Genomic DNA, 15,107 nt, shown 5'->3' on the forward strand with positions numbered 1-15,107 from the left:
GGATCAGTCCCGGTGTCGATGCCCATCTCGATCAGGCTGCGGACGGCTCGCGGCGTGAGCCCGTCACCGCAGACCTTTTCCCGCGGGAAACTCGTCTTCTCCAGGAGGACGACATCAAGCCCGGTACGGGCCAGGTGATACGCGGCCGCCGATCCGCCTGGTCCGGCGCCGACAACGATGACATCGGCATGCTCGGCCTGGACCGCTGTCATGATCACGCACCGCTCCGGATCGCCGGGGTGTTCCCACTCGCCACACTTCCGCCGCTCGTGAACGTTTTCACGAGCGCAACGGCGAGTCTAGGCCCTGCGCCCGCGGTTGGCACAGGCGCCGGGATCGCGAACCTGCCCCGCGTCGTGCGGACCAGCGGGCGAGGGCCGGGAACCCGATGGCTGGATCAGCGTAGCCGGACGGTCAGATGGGGATGATGTGCCAGCTCACAGGCAGGACAGAGGCGGAACAGACACAGGCCAGGACCTATCGTCAGTGGTCGCGGGCGCCAGCGCCGGGCGGGCGGACGGCGCGATGTAACGCCACGATGCCGCCGGTGAGATTGCGCCAGCCAACCCCCGTCCAGCCGGCTCCGGCGATACGGGTGGCCAGCGCCGGCTGGTCCGGCCAGGCGCGGATCGACTCAGCCAGGTAGACGTAGGAACCCGGGCTGCTGCTGACCGCGCGGGCGAGCCCGGGCAGCGCCCGCATCAGGTACTCCAGGTAGACCGTGCGCCACGGCGCCCAGGTGGGCCGGCTGAACTCGCAGACCACCAGGCGCCCGCCCGGCCTGGTCACCCGCGCCAGCTCCGCGAGGCAGGCATCCACATCGACGACATTGCGCAGGCCGAACGAGATCGTCACCCGGTCGAAGGACGCGTCCGGGAACGGCAGCGCGAGCCCGTCCCCGGCGACCAGCGTGACAGCGCCGCCGCCGGCGCCGACGGCCGTGCCGGGCCGGCGCTGGAGGCGTTGGCGGCCGACCCGCAACATGCCCAGGGAGAAATCACAGGCCACGACCATGGCTCCGCGGGAGGCGAAGGCCTGGGCGGACGTGGCGGTGCCAGCCGCGAGGTCCAGCACCCGCAGTCCCGGACGCAGGTCGAGCGCGTCGGCGGTCGCCATGCGCCAGCCGCTGTCCCGGCCCGCGGACAACACCGTGTTGGTGATGTCGTAACGGCGCGCGACACCGTCGAACATCGCCGCGACCTCGTCCGGCCGCTTCTCCAGCCCAGGCCGACCGGCCGCTGTGCCCGCTCTCGGACGAGGGCTCATCGCGACACCGTCCCGGCGCCGGTCCCACCGGCCGTCCCGGCGCCGGACGCGGCCGGGCGGCCAGCCGTGGCTATGCCCGCGGCCAGCTGATCAGCTTCAGCCACCGTAGCCAGCGCGGCCTGGACCGCCTCCCAGTCGGTGACGGCACCGATCGCCGCCAGCCGTTCCCGCGTCGCCGGGTCGCACAGCGCCCCGGCGACCCCTGCCTCGTAAAGGTCACGGGCGCGGGCGCCCAACGCGGCGGCGACCGCGTGCTCTCGGCCGAGGCTGGTGGCGAACATGGCCGGGTCATCGGTCGCCAGCGAGCAGCGGACACCGGCGGCCAGGAGCGTGGGCAGGGGATGCGCGGCAAGTTCGGCCACCGACCGCGTCCGCAGGTTGGACACCGGGCAGACGTCCAGGACGATGCCCCGGCCAGCGAGCTCGGCCATGAGACCAGGATCGTCCACCGCTCGGATGCCGTGGCGGATGCGGCGGGCGCCCAGGGCCTCGACAGCGCCTCTGACCGATTCCGGCCCGCTGGTCTCACCCGCGTGTGGGACAGCCGCGAGCCCACCGTCGGCGGCGATGGCGAACGCCCGCGCATACGGCTCGGGCGGATGGCCGGCCTCCGGCCCGCCAAGGCCCAGCCCGACGATCCCCCGGTCACGGAACCGGACCGCCTGGCGCGCTATCTCGCAGGCCGCATCCGGCGGCAGGATGCGGTCGACGTCCGGGGTCAGACGCATGTCCACGCCGAACCGTTCACGGGCCTCGGCCACGCCGTCGGCGTAGCCGTTGAAGATCTCCTCCCAGGAGATCCCGCGCTGGACCCGGAACCATGGCGAGAAGATCCCCTCGATGTACACCGCGCCGTGCGCGGAAGCCTCGGCCGCATAGTCGACGACGACCTGGCGGAAGTCCTCGGCGGTGCGCATCACGTGCGTGGTGAGGATCCAGATCTCGATAAAATGATCGAAGTCCCGGAACCGGTAGAGCTCGGTGAGCTCCTCAACCGTGGTTGCCGGCAGCGGCTCGCCGTTGCGCCGCGCCATCTCCAACAAGGTCGCCGGGCGGACGGTGCCCTCCAGGTGGACGTGCAATTCGATCTTCGGTCCGGTAGGCACGGTCACCCGGCCAGGCTAGCCTGAGTTCCCGTACGCGCAGATGGCTTCTTCCTGAAGCTGCGTGCGCACGAGAGTGCCGCGCTCCGAGCGCACTGCGGGACCCGCGGCCGGCAGCCGGCCGGGGTCCCGTCCGATCACGCCGTCAACCAGCTCGGTGAAGCACTACCGGTTGTGTGGGTCGATGGTCGTGTTCAGCGGATCTGGATGATGATCGCTGGCGGCATCGGGGTAGGGCCCCCAGGCGTGGCGGCTGGCGGTGGCTGGCTTGCGGCCGAGCTTGCCGCTGCGGATCTGGGTGGCGAGGCTGTCGAGGATCACCCGGCTGGACAGCAGCGCGGTCTGTTCGGCCCAGTCATAGGGCGGGGAGCACTCGACGACCTCGATGCCCGCCAGCCCGGGTTCGGAGATCATCCGGACGAGGCTGAGGGCCTCGCGGGGCAGCAGACCGCCCGGTTCGGGCCAGCCGGTGCCGGGGACGAAACCGGCGTCGATCACGTCGATGTCGAAGGACAGGTACACCGCGGTGGCGTCCTTCCACGCCGTCTCCAAGGCGACTTCGGCGATCTTCTCGACACCGACCCGTTCCACGTCGCCGACGGTGATGACGGTCGTGCCGCGTTCGCGGCCGACCTTGACACCGGCCCGGGGCGCCTGCCAGCCTCCGATACCGATCTGGACCAGGTTCGTGGCCGGCGCATTGCGGATGTTGGTCGCGTGGAACCACGGCGTGGTGTGCATCCGCTCGTCGAGGTCGCTCTCCTGGGTGTCGACGTGCCGGTCGAAGTGGATGATCCCGATGTTGCCGTCCAGATACGGTGCCATCCCGCGGATGGTCGGGAAACCGATCGAGTGATCCCCGCCCAGGACGACCGGCACCACGCCCCGCCGCACGACGTGGGCCATCGCCTGGCTGATCTGGTCGAAGGACTTCTCCAGGTTCCCGGGAATGGTGAACACGTCCCCGATGTCGACCAGATTGAGCTGTTCGCGCAGGTCGACGCCGAGTTCATAGGAGTAGGTGCCGAACAGGTTGGTCGAGCGCCGGATACCCTGCGGGCCGAAGCGCGTGCCTGGCCGGTAGGTCGTCCCGGCGTCCAGTGGGACCCCGAAGATCGCTACCTCGGCGTCGCCGACATCGTGCACATCCTCGATATAAGGGCATTTCAGGAAGGTGCCCCGTTCGCCCGCGAAGTGCGGTGCCTCCCCGCGGGCGAAGGTCGGGATCGTACGATCGGTGATCGTCGGCGCGCCCGCCAGGCCATGGGCGAGCCGGCGTTGGACCTCCTCCTCGGCCCGCCGGGTCGGCAGTTGTGCCTCAGCCCGTTGCGCCCAGCTTCCTTCAGCGTTGACCCGACTACTGTCAGATGTCGACATGCTGTCCTTCCCGGAAGGCACATCCGCCCGCTCACCGGCGACGCCTTCCCGGTGATGGCCAGACGCGACGTCACCCCATGAACGGGGTCAAGCCTGACAGACAATCCACAGGTCGTCGATTCGCCGATCGCCCCTCCGGCTTCGACCGCTACGTCGAGGTGCGTGCCCTGGCCCCGCGACGCCGCGTCCCCTGTTGCCGGTCGTTCTTAAGGTTGGATCGACAGCGAGTGCCGGAAGAAGTTCGACGGGTCCCACTTCCGCTTGGCCCGTTGGAGCCTGGCGTAGTTGCCCTTGTAGTAAAGCGTTTGCCAGGGCACTCCCGAAGTGTTGAACGTCGGGTCGGCCATGTCCGCGTCGGCGTAGTTGATGTAACATCCATCAGCTTGTCCGTCAAGTTCCGGGGCACCGCCGGTAGCGGCAAAAAAATCCGCGTACAGGCCGCGGAGCCAGGCAAGGTTGACCGCGTCCTGGCCCGGGTCGTCCCAAAGGTTCTGGAACAGCATCTTGAAGGCGGAGCTGCGTTGAGCGCTGGCGGTGGCGTCCGGCGCGACATCGTTGATCCGTCCCCCGTACGAGAAAAGGAACACCATCGCCCGGGGGTTGGTATAAGCCGGATCGGTCAGGCGGGTGTACAGCGCCGCCACCTGCTGGTCGGTGAAGTTCCTCCGGATCAGGGCGGACTTGTGGGCGGCCCGCAGCGTTGGGTCGTTAACCGTGACGTTGCTGGTTCCGATCAAGCGGGTCGCCCGCATCCAGGGCAGCCGCCGGGCGGTCGCGAACTGCGGCATCGCCGGCTGCGGGTACAGCTGGACGCCCACACCGTCGTTGAGCGCGGCCACATAGTCCGTCAGGAGCTGATCGGCGTTCGATACGGTGGCGTCCACCTGGGTGATCACGCCGATGCCGCCAGCCGCTCTGACGCCCACGTTGATGATGCTTGACAAGTAATGGTATGGCGAGTCCGGCGAGCTGTTGGCCTCGTGCCAAGCTCCGTAATTCTTCATCAGCCGGCTGAATTTCGCCTGGTCGAGATCGGCCCAGCGGATGGCGACGGCGTTGAACAGCACCTCCGACGGAGGCGACATCAGCTGGGCCGCGGGCGAAGACCCGGTGGCGTCCGGAGAACGGAACCAGTACTTGGTGACCAGGCCGAAGTTGCCACCGCCACCGCCGGTATGAGCCCACCACAGCTCCCGGTTCGGATCGGTGGGCTCCCGGGTCGCCCGCACGATCCGGACCCGCCCGCCGGCGTCCACAGTCACCACCTCGACGGCATAGAGGTGGTCGACCACCAGTCGATGCTGCCGGGACAGCAGGCCATATCCCCCGCCCGCGACATGGCCGCCCGCGCCGACGCTGTAGCAGACCCCAGCGGGAAGGGCGACTCCCCAGCCCTTGTACAGCTTCTCGTAGATATTGATCAGACGAGCGCCAGGCTGAATGGCAAACGCACCCAGCTCTGGGTCGTAGTCCACGGAGTTCAGATCGGAGAAATCCAGGATGACCTGGACGTCGGGATTGCAGGCAAGGTCCGTGAAACAGTGACCGCCGCTACGCACCGAGACCCGTTTTCCGGCCGTGGCTGCCGCGCGTAACGCGGAGACCGCATCCTCCGTGGAATGGATCATTCGAACATATTCGGGTCTGGCCACAAAACGCTGGTTGTTCCCGGTCGTCAGCAACGCATAACGCGGATCGGCCGGTCCGATCGTCGGGCCGGTGGCTGGGTCCACATGGGCGGCAGCGGGGGCGGCCCCCGCAAGCACAGCGGCGCCACCGGCTCCTGCGGTACCGCTCAGCAGGACTCGTCTGTTGATTCGATGGCCTGGCGATTTCACGATCAATACCCTCTCGATCATCGGGTGGTGGAGGAGCGCGCGCAAGAGCGCCCGGCAACAGAGGCATGGATCAAGAAACACGCCTAGGGCGTGTCTGATGGATCTTCGATCGTGCGGATCAATGCCCAGAAGGCATCCTGCGGCGTTGTCGTCGGTCCGGATAGAACACCGCTATCCGGGCCTCCTCCGCCTTACAGGCCACTTTCTGGATCATCGCCCACATCGACCAACATCCATCAGACACGCCCTAGAAGCGGCGCACGCACCAGGGACGCGCGCCGCTGTATCCGTGTGGTGGATCAGGCTGATCCGTTGCCGAGGCCGGAGCCACCGCTGACGTCGAGAATCTGCCCGGTGATCCATCGGGCTTCCTCCGAGGCCACGAACGCCACCAGGCCGACCACGTCAGCAGGCGTGGCGATGCGGCCGAACGCCGCGTAGCGCTCGACCCTGGCCCGCATCTCGGGGATGGCCAGCCACGGGTTGAAGTCGGTCTCGACGATGCCGGGCGCGACCGCGTTCACCGTGATGCCGCGGGGAGCGAGCGCCTCGGCCAGCGTCAGGGTCAACGTGTTGATCGCGCCCTTGGACGCGGAGTAGGCGGCCACGAGGGGCATCGCGATCCGGGCGGTGGCGCTGGACAGGTTGATGATCCGCCCGCTGTCGCGCAGCCGGCCGAGGCCCTGCTGGATGATAAAAAACGGAGCCTTGACATTGACGGCGAAAAGCCGGTCGAAATCGATTTCCTGCACCTGATCAATCGGTGCCGTCAGGCCGACACCGGCATTGTTGACCAGAATGTCGAGCCCGTCGGCGTACTTGTCGAACTCGGCCCACAACGCAACCGCGTCGTCCGGCACGCCCAGCTCCGTCCGAAAGCTGAATGCCTCGCCCCCCGCCTTCTCGATCGCCGTCACGACGTCCTTCGCGGCTGTCCCGTTGTTGGCGTAGTGCACGCCCACCCGCGCTCCGTCAGCGGCGAGCCGTTCGGCGACAGCACGTCCGATGCCTCTGCTCGCACCGGTGACCAGGGCGGTTTTTCCCGACAATATGCCCATACTCGGCACTGTCCTTTCGCTGTGCGTGTCGATGTCAGTTGATTGCGACTGGCAAGTGCTCATGGCCGCGCTGGACGACCTGGACGCGGAAGGTCGCGTCCCCAGCCAGCGACAGGTCCGGGAAACTTCGCAGCAGAAGCGGAAGCACGACCTCGGCCGACATGTGGGCAAGCGCCGCGCCCAGACAGTAGTGGCCGCCCGCGCTGAAGGTCAGTGCCTGGTTGTCAGGCCGGGCTGGATCAAACATGAGAGGGTTGTCGAATCTGCGAGGATCCCGGTTACCCGCGGCGATGAGCAGCGTGACCGGGGAGTGTGCTGTCACGCGGGCCCCGAAGAAGTCCAGGTCCTCCGCAGCGACCCGGTTCAGGACCTGGACAGCCGGGTCAAACCGCAGCGTCTCCTTGACGAAACTCTCCACGAATTCTGGATTTTCGCGCAGCCGCGCGGCGTGGGCGGGTTGTTCGAGCGCCAGCCTCACCGTGTTGCTCAGTAAATCCTGGGGCGCTTCGGTGGCGGCGACAAGCAGCAGCATAAGATTGGCTAAGAGCTCCTCCTCGGTAATTTCCGCGTCCTCGTTCAGGGCCTTGATCCAGCCGCTGGTCAGATCCGGGCCGGGAGTCTCTCGTAACCGCGCGATGAGCGTGGTCAAGTATTTCGCCAACAGATCCATACCCGCGTCCCCACGCTCCAGCTCGCGTAGGTCGCGGACCGGTTCGAGGGCACTTGTGATGTCCCCGATGGCCTCGCGGAATCTCAGCTGGTCGGCCTCGGGAACGCCAAGCAGCCGGCCGATGACAGCCATCGGGAACCGGAAGGAGAACTCGGGGACCAGATCCACGACCTGGCCACCCGCTCCGAGCGTGGCGACGTGCCGCACGGCATCGTAGGCCAGCTCCTCAACCAACGACCGCATCTCGGCAACCCGCCGCGCGGAAAACGCGTTGCCGAAGAACCGGCGCAGGCGATCGTGATCCGGATCATTGCTGAACAACATGTTCTGTGTGAGCCAGCGCCAGGACGAATGCTCATGCCAGCCCTGAAGCCGCTGGTCCTGAACCGCCGCATCGGTTGACAACAACCGCGGTTCCCGCAGCGCCTGCGCACATTCAGCGTAGCCGGTGATAAATGTATGAACGCCCGCAATGGTCACCACGGGGCCATGCGCGCGCATTTCCTCGTATAATGGATATGGATTTTGCTTTCCCTCGGGCGCCAACAGTCGCCCCAGAATATCCAGCGGTTCGGACAAAATTCCGGACACGACCTCAGCCACTTTCACTCCTAGATTCCGTTCAGGCTCCAGTGGACGAAGCACACATCAGCACAGTGAGTTTGATAAGCAAACTCGATTTTGGTTGCAAAGAATCAACCGAACAAGAGCCAGTGTATGTGATATAAATCACATCTATTGGACCGAACGCTTCGAGCGCTCCACCGCTGCCGGCGGCGACCGCTAAGAACCCACTCTGAATCTTGGAAATGTATGCAAAGCGCATCCCGCGCCAAAACGCTCGACATGACTGGGTGAGATTGAGAGCGTCCGGTAATAGGGGGCGCGGCGGCGCGGGGCTGGGGCGGCGCGAGGGCGCTCTGGCCAGGCAGCGGGTAAACAGCCCAGCGATCCCACGAGCGCCCTGTGAATGGGGCCAGCCGGACGCCACCGTAACCGGCTATCCCTGTTGAGCAGCTGCTCCCAGCGCACCCCGGGTCCGGAAGATCCAGCGGGATTGCCGCTGCCGGCCCCGGCCGTTCGTCATGCCGGATCGATGAAAGGCGTCACCTTGTGGCGACAATCGGCAGCATGGGTGGCGATGGCAGCGCGGTCGAGGAGAAGTGCGAGGCCACCCGGTCGTCAACGGGATCCTGCGCCGGGTCACGGTGCACGACCAAGTGCCGGTAGAGGGTGTCGCGCTGCGCCGGGATCCGGTCGGCGGCGCGGATCAGACCGATCAGCTCCGTCCGGTTGGTGCGGTGACGGGCACCGGCCGAGGACACCACGTTCTCCTCCAGCATGACCGAACCCAGATCGTCCGCGCCCATGTGCAGGGTGAGCTGGCCGACCTCCTTGCCGGTCGTCAGCCACGAGCCCTGCAGATGCGCGATGTTGTCGAAGAAGAGCCGGGCCAGCGCCACCAGCCGCAGGTACTCGATGGTCGACGCCTGGGTCCGGCCGCGCAGGTGGTTGTTCTCCGGCTGGTAGGTCCACGGGATGAACGACCGGAAACCGCCGGTGCGGTCCTGGACGTCACGGATCATCCGCAGGTGCTCGATGCGCTCGGCGTTGGTCTCGCCGGTGCCCATCATGAACGTCGCGGTCGACTCCATGCCAAGGCCGTGAGCGGTCTCCATGACTGACAGCCAGACCTGCCCCGGCTCCTTGAGCGGGGCGATCGCGCGCCGAGGACGCTCGGTGAGAATCTCCGCTCCCGCCCCGGCGAAACTGTCGAGCCCCGCGTCGCGCAGCCGGGCGATGACGTCGCCATGGCTCAGCCCGGACGTCCGCGCGATGTGAACGACCTCGCTGGCGCCCAGAGAATGCAGGGTGAGCTGCGGGTACGCCCGCCTGATTGCCGCGAAGGTGCCCTCGTACCACTCAATGCCGAACTCGGGGTGATGACCGCCCTGGAGCATGATCTGGGTTGCTCCCAGCTCCACCGCTTCACCACACTTCGCGACAATGTCGTCGACGTCGCGGACCCAGCCTTCGGAATGCCCAGGAGCGCGGTAGAACGCGCAGAACCGGCAGGCGGTCACGCAGACGTTCGTGTAGTTGATATTCCGATCGATGATGTACGTTGCGATGCCGTCCGGGAAACGACCGCGGCGGACGGCGTCGGCAGCCTGGCCGAGGGCATGCAGTGGGGCCTTCGTGTACAGCCGCAGCGCCTCTTCGGGAGTGATCCGCCCGCCACCGGCGGCACGGGCGAGAACGGACGCGATCTCCTCCTCACCCAACGCCGATGATGAAAGTACCGGAGAACCGCTGTCGGCATCATCTGCAAGGCTCACCCCGCGATGGTACGGCGATCGGGCGTACCGCTTGGCCCCAACGGCCGGTGTCACCCATCGGCACCGCGCCGCGACCATCGATCCAGGCCACCGGCCAGACCACCGGCCAGACCACCGGCCAGACCACCGATCAGGCCGCCGATCAGAAATAGCCGGCGCGCGATGCCATGTCCACGCCCGCTGCCGCCGGGCGCTCAATCAGGAAATGGGCTCGGGGATGCGCCCAGCCCCGGGAGACGCCGCGTCCCTATCGCCGGTCGCTCTACGTGGGGCAGGATAGGAGCGGAGTTTCCCTTCCGTAGTGCCGACCGGCCCTTGCGAATGCAATCCGGCAGGGCCACCCAGGCGCAGAACGCAGAGTCCCCAGGAGTTACGCGTGGACGCAGTGACCCCCGCAGGCCCGGACAACTCGACACCGGCGGACCTCGACACCGACATACTGATCATCGGCGCTGGGCCAGCCGGTCTCTTCGGCGCCTACTACGCTGGGTTCCGCGGGATGTCCGTGGCGCTGATGGACTCCCTGCCCGAGGCCGGGGGTCAGGTCACCGCTATGTACCCGGAAAAAATGATCTACGATGTGGCCGGTTTCCCGGCTGTGCGCGGCCGTGATCTCATCACCGCGCTCGTCGCGCAGGCCGGGGCGTTCTCCCCCACCTACCTGCTCGCTCAACAGGCCGCCGAACTGGCTCATGAGGCCGACAGCGTCGTGGTCACCAGTGTGCAGGGGACACGGGTCCGGGCGAAGGCCGTCCTCATCACCGGCGGGCTCGGGACGTTCACGCCCCGCCCGCTGCCTGTCGGCGGCGACCATCTGGGCCGTGGCCTGGCGTACTTCGTCCCGAAGCTGGACGTCTACGCCGCCGCCGACGTCATCATCGTCGGCGGCGGTGACAGCGCCTTCGACTGGGCGCTCGCGCTGGAGCCGCTGGCGCGCTCGGTGACGTTGGTGCACCGCCGCGATCGCTTCCGCGCCCATGCGCACACCGTCGCGAAGGTGCTGTCCTCCCGCGTCGAGATCCTGACGCACACGGAGGTCTCCGCCATCCACGGCGACGGCCAGGTGGAGAAGGTGGAACTCACCCACAGCAAGTCCGGTGAGCGCCAGGTCCGCCAGGCCCAGGCGATCGTCGCCGCGCTCGGGTTCACCGCGGATCTGGGACCTCTGACCCGCTGGAACCTGACGATCGACAAGCGCCACATCGTGGTGGACTCGACCATGGCGACCGGCGTCGAACGGGTCTTCGCCGCCGGTGACATCACCGAGTACCGCGGCAAGGTACGCCTGATCGCGACCGGCTTCGGCGAGGTCGCCACGGCCGTCAACAACGCCGCGCCCATCATCGACCCGTCCGCCAAGATCTTCCCTGGTCACAGCTCCGACGACGGCCACGGCTCCGGCGACGCCGCCGGCACAGGCGGCTGATCGGGCGGGTCCGGCGCAGACTGGTAGGCATGCGGGGTCTACTGGTGATCGGGCACGGCTCGCGACGGGATACGGCGAACGCGACTGTCCGCACACTCGCGCGGTTGTTCGCCCAGGCTGATCGGGCCACAAACGACGTCCAGATCAGCTGGGACGCGGTGGAACCGGCCTTCCTCGAGCTGATCGAGCCCGACATCGCCGCCGGGTACGGGATTCTCGCCGCCGCGGGCTGCACGGAGATCGTCGCCCATCCCTTCTTCCTGTTCGAGGGCAACCACACCACCCATGACATCCCGGCCGCCCTCACCAGGGCACAGGAGCGGTTCCCCGGCACCCGTTGGCACCTCACCGCCCCGCTCGGCCTGCACCCCGGCGTGCTGACCGCGGTTGCCTCCCGCATCGAGGACACGCTGGCCAGCAATCAGCTGTCCGGCCCCGGTGGCAGCCCTGGCAGCGCCGCCACCGGGGCCAGCGCCGTCAGCGCGACCGGGCCTCGGTCACGGCGGTGACGACGGCGGCGGCAAGCGGGTGGATGCCAGGCTCGGCCGCCACAGCGTCGACCCGCAGACCGGCCCGCTGGCATGCCGTGACGGTGCGTTCGCCCATGGCCGCAACCAGCATCCCGGCCGGCAACGGTCCGTAAAGTGCCGTTGTCGCCCGAGCCGCGGTCGACGACGCGAACGCGACCGCGTGCAGGTCACCGTGACGCAGCTCCTCGACGATCCGCGGGTCCGGATCGGCGTCGACGTCGGCCAGCGGTGACCCCGGCCCGGCCCGGCGGCCGGGCCGGGACACCACGGTCTCCACCGCGTCCGCGCCGAGAGCCCGCAGCCGTGCGGCGAGCAGGCCTGGACGTGCTCTCGTCCGCGGGACGAGCACCCGAACACCCAGCAGCGGACGGGTAGCGCCATCGCTCGCTGACCGTGCATCATCTGTCGGGATGAGTGGCGGCGGAGCGTCGCAACGGGCCGCGACGTCACCGATCACCACCACCGCGGGTGAGCGAACGCCCAGCACGATGGCGTCGACCGCGATCGTGTCCAAGGTGCCGCGGATCACACGCTGGGCCGGCGTGGTAGCCCGTTCGATCATCGCGACCGGCGTGTCCGGCGACCGGCCGCCGTCGATGAGGGCCGCGGTGATGCCGGCGAGCCGCGCGACACCCATCAGCACGACAACGGTCATCCGGGACGCCCCCAGCGCCGCCCAGTCCACGGTGGAGTCGGGATGCCCGGGTGACAGATGCCCGGAGACGACCGCGACCTCCTGGGCGGCACCGCGGTGCGTCACCGGGATCCCGGCATACGCGGGCCCGGCGAACGCTGAGGTCACCCCCGGGACAACCGTGCATCTCACCCCGGCGAGCCGGCAGGCCTCGGCCTCCTCACCGCCGCGGCCGAGCACGAACGGGTCCCCGCCCTTGAGGCGGACGACCAGGTGCCCGGCGAGCGCGCGGTCGACCAGCAACGCGTTGACGTCCTCCTGGGTACGAGTCAGCGCACCGGCACTCTTGCCACTGTGGATAACCTCCGCACCGGGCCGGGCAAGCGCAAGGACCCCCGCGGATACCAGCCGGTCCGTGACGACGACGTCCGCCCGACCAAGCAGCTCACGGCCACGGATGGTAAGCAGCCCCGGATCCCCCGGCCCTGCCCCGACCAGCCAGACCTCACCGGGAGCGCGCAGCGGCTCGTCCCGTCCCGCCGCGCTCGCGGCCCCGGCTCCCCCGCTCCCGCGGCCGTTGTCTCCCTCATCCTCATCGTGTGCCCGGCCCTCGTTCATCCCCGCGACGCTACTGCCGGGACGGTTCACGCAGCATGCAATCGGTGAAACCTACCCATGAAAGAAATCGGTTGAACAGTAACGCATCCGCTACTCTCGCCTGATGATCCCGGTCACACCCGCAATGAAAATACCGAAGAAAACCCACCCCAGAAAATCTGTTATCCACTGGAAAACCGCAAGAAACAGGAGTAACGCGCGGAGATCGCTGGCCTGGATGGGCGACTTGGTTCGGCCGGTTCGCCCCGTGAGATCACAAAGGGTGCCCAATCTAGCATGATCGATAAGGCTCTTGTGAGCCTCGTGCGCCGCACAGTCCACTCGACCCCCATGGATATCTCCGCTGCGCCTTCTCCGGTCCCCCTCTTCGCTATCTACCCTTCGCACCCGAGTTCTAACTATAGGTTGCCATCCCGACAGCCTCGATCTTGACCATCCGACCCGCCCCGGCGCCCGCACCGGACCGTCCCGAGCGCCGCACGACGCGTCGCCGCACGTCCCTCGGCCGGACTCGCCAGCCACGCGATCCCTGCTCCAGATGACGAGACAACTTGACTACGGTCACGAGACGGCGCATTCTCGATCTATGCTCGCCTCCTTCGGGGGGATGGGAAGTGATGGTCGGGACCCCGCCGGACGACGGGACCCGGCCTTCGCGCTGTTCTAAAGCGGCAGGTTGTCATCGGACAGGGATTTCGATCGTTGTCGTAAGATGCTTGATGATTGCTATAAAATCTCCTTGGCCGTCGCGCGCAGCCGATATCGCCCCTGCTGCCGCATCAGCGACCCAGAGCATCGGCTCGAACACCGGTGAAGCGTGTCCGGTACGTAACCGATGAGAGATCACATGACTACCGAAAAGCGCCGCGACCATCACTTGATCTTTTTTGTTCAGTGATGTCGTGCGGGACTCGAGCCACACTCGCTCGACCGCCCTCTGATCGAGTTCGTGCAACAGGCCTTTCATGCAGACCCGCCTGGCACGTTCCTGCTTCTTTGGCAGTACCCGGCGTGCCTACAACGACAACGAGCTCCAGGTCGGCCCTCGCGACCAGGCTCACGAACTTGTGCCGTCGGGCACCATCTTCATCCCGCCAGTGCAGACGGCGTTGACCTTTCAGGAGCAGGTCATTGAGATCTCGACGTATCGGCGGGCACGACGACACCTCGGCGACAGCTGCGGCCAGGATGTAGAGGCCGGGCTCGCCAGCCCGAAGGCGCAGCGACTCGTCCACCCAGGCGTGCAGCGCACCAGCCACCGGGCCGTGCGGGCCATGCGGGCCATCAGTCGGGGATCGCAGGGTCATGGTCGGATCCGTTCGCGGTGTTCAGTACATGCGTCATCAGGTGGCCGACCAGACACGCTGGACAACCACACGCGAGATCATCGCACCGCGATCCGACATGTCGTCATACCGGCCCGACAAACCATGACGGAATGTGGTCCGCCCCGGGCCAGTAGATCACTGGCTACCTGAAGGCTGTCAGTGCCCCTCCACCCGCAACAGCCAGAACCGCCGAGGTCAGTGAATGCCGCACTCGGTCTTGGCGCTGCCGGCCCAGCGGCCCGCGCGGCCCTCACCACGGCTGGTGCACGGCCAGCAGCCGACAGAGTCGTAGCCATCCGACAGCAGTGGGTTAACAATCACGTCATGTTCCTGGACGTAACGGTTGACGTCCTCGTCCGTCCAGGCCACCAGCGGATGGATCTTCACCTTGCCGCGCCGCTCGTCCCACCCCACGGCAGGCAGGTTCCTGCGCCCGGCGGATTCGGCCCGGCGCGAGCCCGCCGCCCACGCCCGGTAGGGCGCCAGCGCACGGTCCAGCGGGACGACCTTGCGCAGCTGGCAGCACCGGTCCGGATCCCGTTCGAACAGTTTCGGCCCGTACACGGCGTTCTGGCCAGCCACGGTGAGCTGTGGGCCGGCACTGATCAGCGGCAGGTCGTAGCGGTGCATGACCGCGTCCCGAGTACCGATTGTCTCAGCGAAATGGTAACCGGTATCAATAAAAATCACCGGGACGTCCGAGCAGATCCGGGCCAGCATGTCGACGAGCACAGCCTCCGCCATGGATGCGGCCACAACCAGCTTCGTCCCGAACTCCTCCACCGCCCAGCCCAGGATCTCCTGCGCGGACGCGCCCTCCAGCTCGTCACCGGCATGCAGGGCACGGGCCTTCAACGTGGCATCCATGAATCGCTCTCCTCCGTCGTAACAGGCCGGCAACGACGCGATCACGCCTTTCC

Annotated in this window: 13 protein-coding genes; 2 read left to right on the forward strand and 11 right to left on the reverse strand. The window is 67.4% G+C overall.

Annotated features, from left to right (window positions below; translation table 11 throughout):
- The 8 genes from MJ785_RS06770 to mqnC form a co-directional block, all read right to left on the reverse strand.
- Positions 1 to 212: FAD-dependent oxidoreductase (locus tag MJ785_RS06770; protein WP_239308494.1), on the reverse strand; the 212-nt coding region annotated here is incomplete at its 3' end.
- Between the two features lie 271 nt (positions 213 to 483).
- Complete coding sequence (locus MJ785_RS06775) at positions 484 to 1,266, reverse strand: demethylmenaquinone methyltransferase (protein WP_239308481.1); 783 nt, start codon at positions 1,264 to 1,266, stop codon at positions 484 to 486.
- Complete coding sequence (gene add, locus MJ785_RS06780; protein WP_239308495.1) at positions 1,263 to 2,372, reverse strand: adenosine deaminase; 1,110 nt, start codon at positions 2,370 to 2,372, stop codon at positions 1,263 to 1,265. The genes MJ785_RS06775 and add overlap by 4 nt, the downstream gene beginning before the upstream one ends.
- Positions 2,373 to 2,534: 162 nt before the next feature.
- Positions 2,535 to 3,746: an agmatinase family protein gene (locus MJ785_RS06785; RefSeq protein ID WP_239348011.1), complete on the reverse strand. Its 1,212-nt coding sequence runs from the start codon at positions 3,744 to 3,746 to the stop codon at positions 2,535 to 2,537.
- Between the two features lie 206 nt (positions 3,747 to 3,952).
- The gene (locus tag MJ785_RS06790) at positions 3,953 to 5,512 is read right to left on the reverse strand and encodes an FAD-dependent oxidoreductase (protein ID WP_239380209.1); all 1,560 of its coding nucleotides are present in this window, start codon (positions 5,510 to 5,512) and stop codon (positions 3,953 to 3,955) included.
- A gap of 371 nt (positions 5,513 to 5,883) precedes the next feature.
- A complete protein-coding gene (locus MJ785_RS06795) occupies positions 5,884 to 6,642 on the reverse strand; it encodes an SDR family oxidoreductase (protein ID WP_239380210.1) in 759 nt (252 codons plus the stop codon).
- A gap of 34 nt (positions 6,643 to 6,676) precedes the next feature.
- A complete protein-coding gene (locus tag MJ785_RS06800; RefSeq protein WP_239372976.1) occupies positions 6,677 to 7,915 on the reverse strand; it encodes a cytochrome P450 in 1,239 nt (412 codons plus the stop codon).
- Between the two features lie 503 nt (positions 7,916 to 8,418).
- Positions 8,419 to 9,651, reverse strand: coding sequence for a cyclic dehypoxanthinyl futalosine synthase (gene mqnC / locus MJ785_RS06805; protein WP_239312423.1), 1,233 nt, complete (start codon positions 9,649 to 9,651; stop codon positions 8,419 to 8,421).
- A gap of 376 nt (positions 9,652 to 10,027) precedes the next feature.
- On the opposite strand from mqnC, the gene MJ785_RS06810 reads away from it, so the two are divergent.
- Together MJ785_RS06810 and MJ785_RS06815 are read left to right on the forward strand one after the other, a co-directional pair.
- On the forward strand, positions 10,028 to 11,077 hold the full coding sequence (locus tag MJ785_RS06810; protein WP_239312421.1) for an NAD(P)/FAD-dependent oxidoreductase: 1,050 nt from the start codon (positions 10,028 to 10,030) through the stop codon (positions 11,075 to 11,077).
- A gap of 29 nt (positions 11,078 to 11,106) precedes the next feature.
- Positions 11,107 to 11,586: a sirohydrochlorin chelatase gene (locus tag MJ785_RS06815; RefSeq protein WP_239312420.1), complete on the forward strand. Its 480-nt coding sequence runs from the start codon at positions 11,107 to 11,109 to the stop codon at positions 11,584 to 11,586.
- Here MJ785_RS06815 and cobA read toward each other — a convergent pair.
- The 3 genes from cobA to MJ785_RS06830 all read right to left on the reverse strand — a co-directional run bounded on the left by cobA (position 11,555) and on the right by MJ785_RS06830 (position 15,054).
- Complete coding sequence (gene cobA, locus MJ785_RS06820) at positions 11,555 to 12,889, reverse strand: uroporphyrinogen-III C-methyltransferase (RefSeq protein ID WP_239380211.1); 1,335 nt, start codon at positions 12,887 to 12,889, stop codon at positions 11,555 to 11,557. The genes MJ785_RS06815 and cobA overlap by 32 nt on opposite strands.
- Before the next feature lie 649 nt (positions 12,890 to 13,538).
- On the reverse strand, positions 13,539 to 13,826 hold the full coding sequence (locus MJ785_RS06825) for a hypothetical protein (protein ID WP_239312418.1): 288 nt from the start codon (positions 13,824 to 13,826) through the stop codon (positions 13,539 to 13,541).
- 556 nt (positions 13,827 to 14,382) lie between these two features.
- Complete coding sequence (locus MJ785_RS06830; RefSeq protein ID WP_239312417.1) at positions 14,383 to 15,054, reverse strand: phosphoadenylyl-sulfate reductase; 672 nt, start codon at positions 15,052 to 15,054, stop codon at positions 14,383 to 14,385.
- Positions 15,055 to 15,107 lie beyond the last annotated feature (53 nt).

Source organism: Protofrankia sp. CiT1, assembly GCF_917627335.1.
Lineage (GTDB): Bacteria > Actinomycetota > Actinomycetes > Frankiales > Frankiaceae > Protofrankia.

Excerpts from the sequence above, each read along its gene's own strand:
- MJ785_RS06775 (WP_239308481.1), bottom strand. The coding sequence starts at position 1,266 with ATGAGCCCTCGTCCGAGAGCGGGCACAGCGGCCGGTCGGCCTGGGCTG.
- MJ785_RS06785 (WP_239348011.1), bottom strand. The coding sequence starts at position 3,746 with ATGTCGACATCTGACAGTAGTCGGGTCAACGCTGAAGGAAGCTGGGCG.
- MJ785_RS06795 (WP_239380210.1), bottom strand. The coding sequence starts at position 6,642 with ATGGGCATATTGTCGGGAAAAACCGCCCTGGTCACCGGTGCGAGCAGA.
- MJ785_RS06815 (WP_239312420.1), top strand. The coding sequence starts at position 11,107 with ATGCGGGGTCTACTGGTGATCGGGCACGGCTCGCGACGGGATACGGCG.
- MJ785_RS06825 (WP_239312418.1), bottom strand. The coding sequence starts at position 13,826 with ATGAAAGGCCTGTTGCACGAACTCGATCAGAGGGCGGTCGAGCGAGTG.
- MJ785_RS06830 (WP_239312417.1), bottom strand. The coding sequence starts at position 15,054 with ATGGATGCCACGTTGAAGGCCCGTGCCCTGCATGCCGGTGACGAGCTG.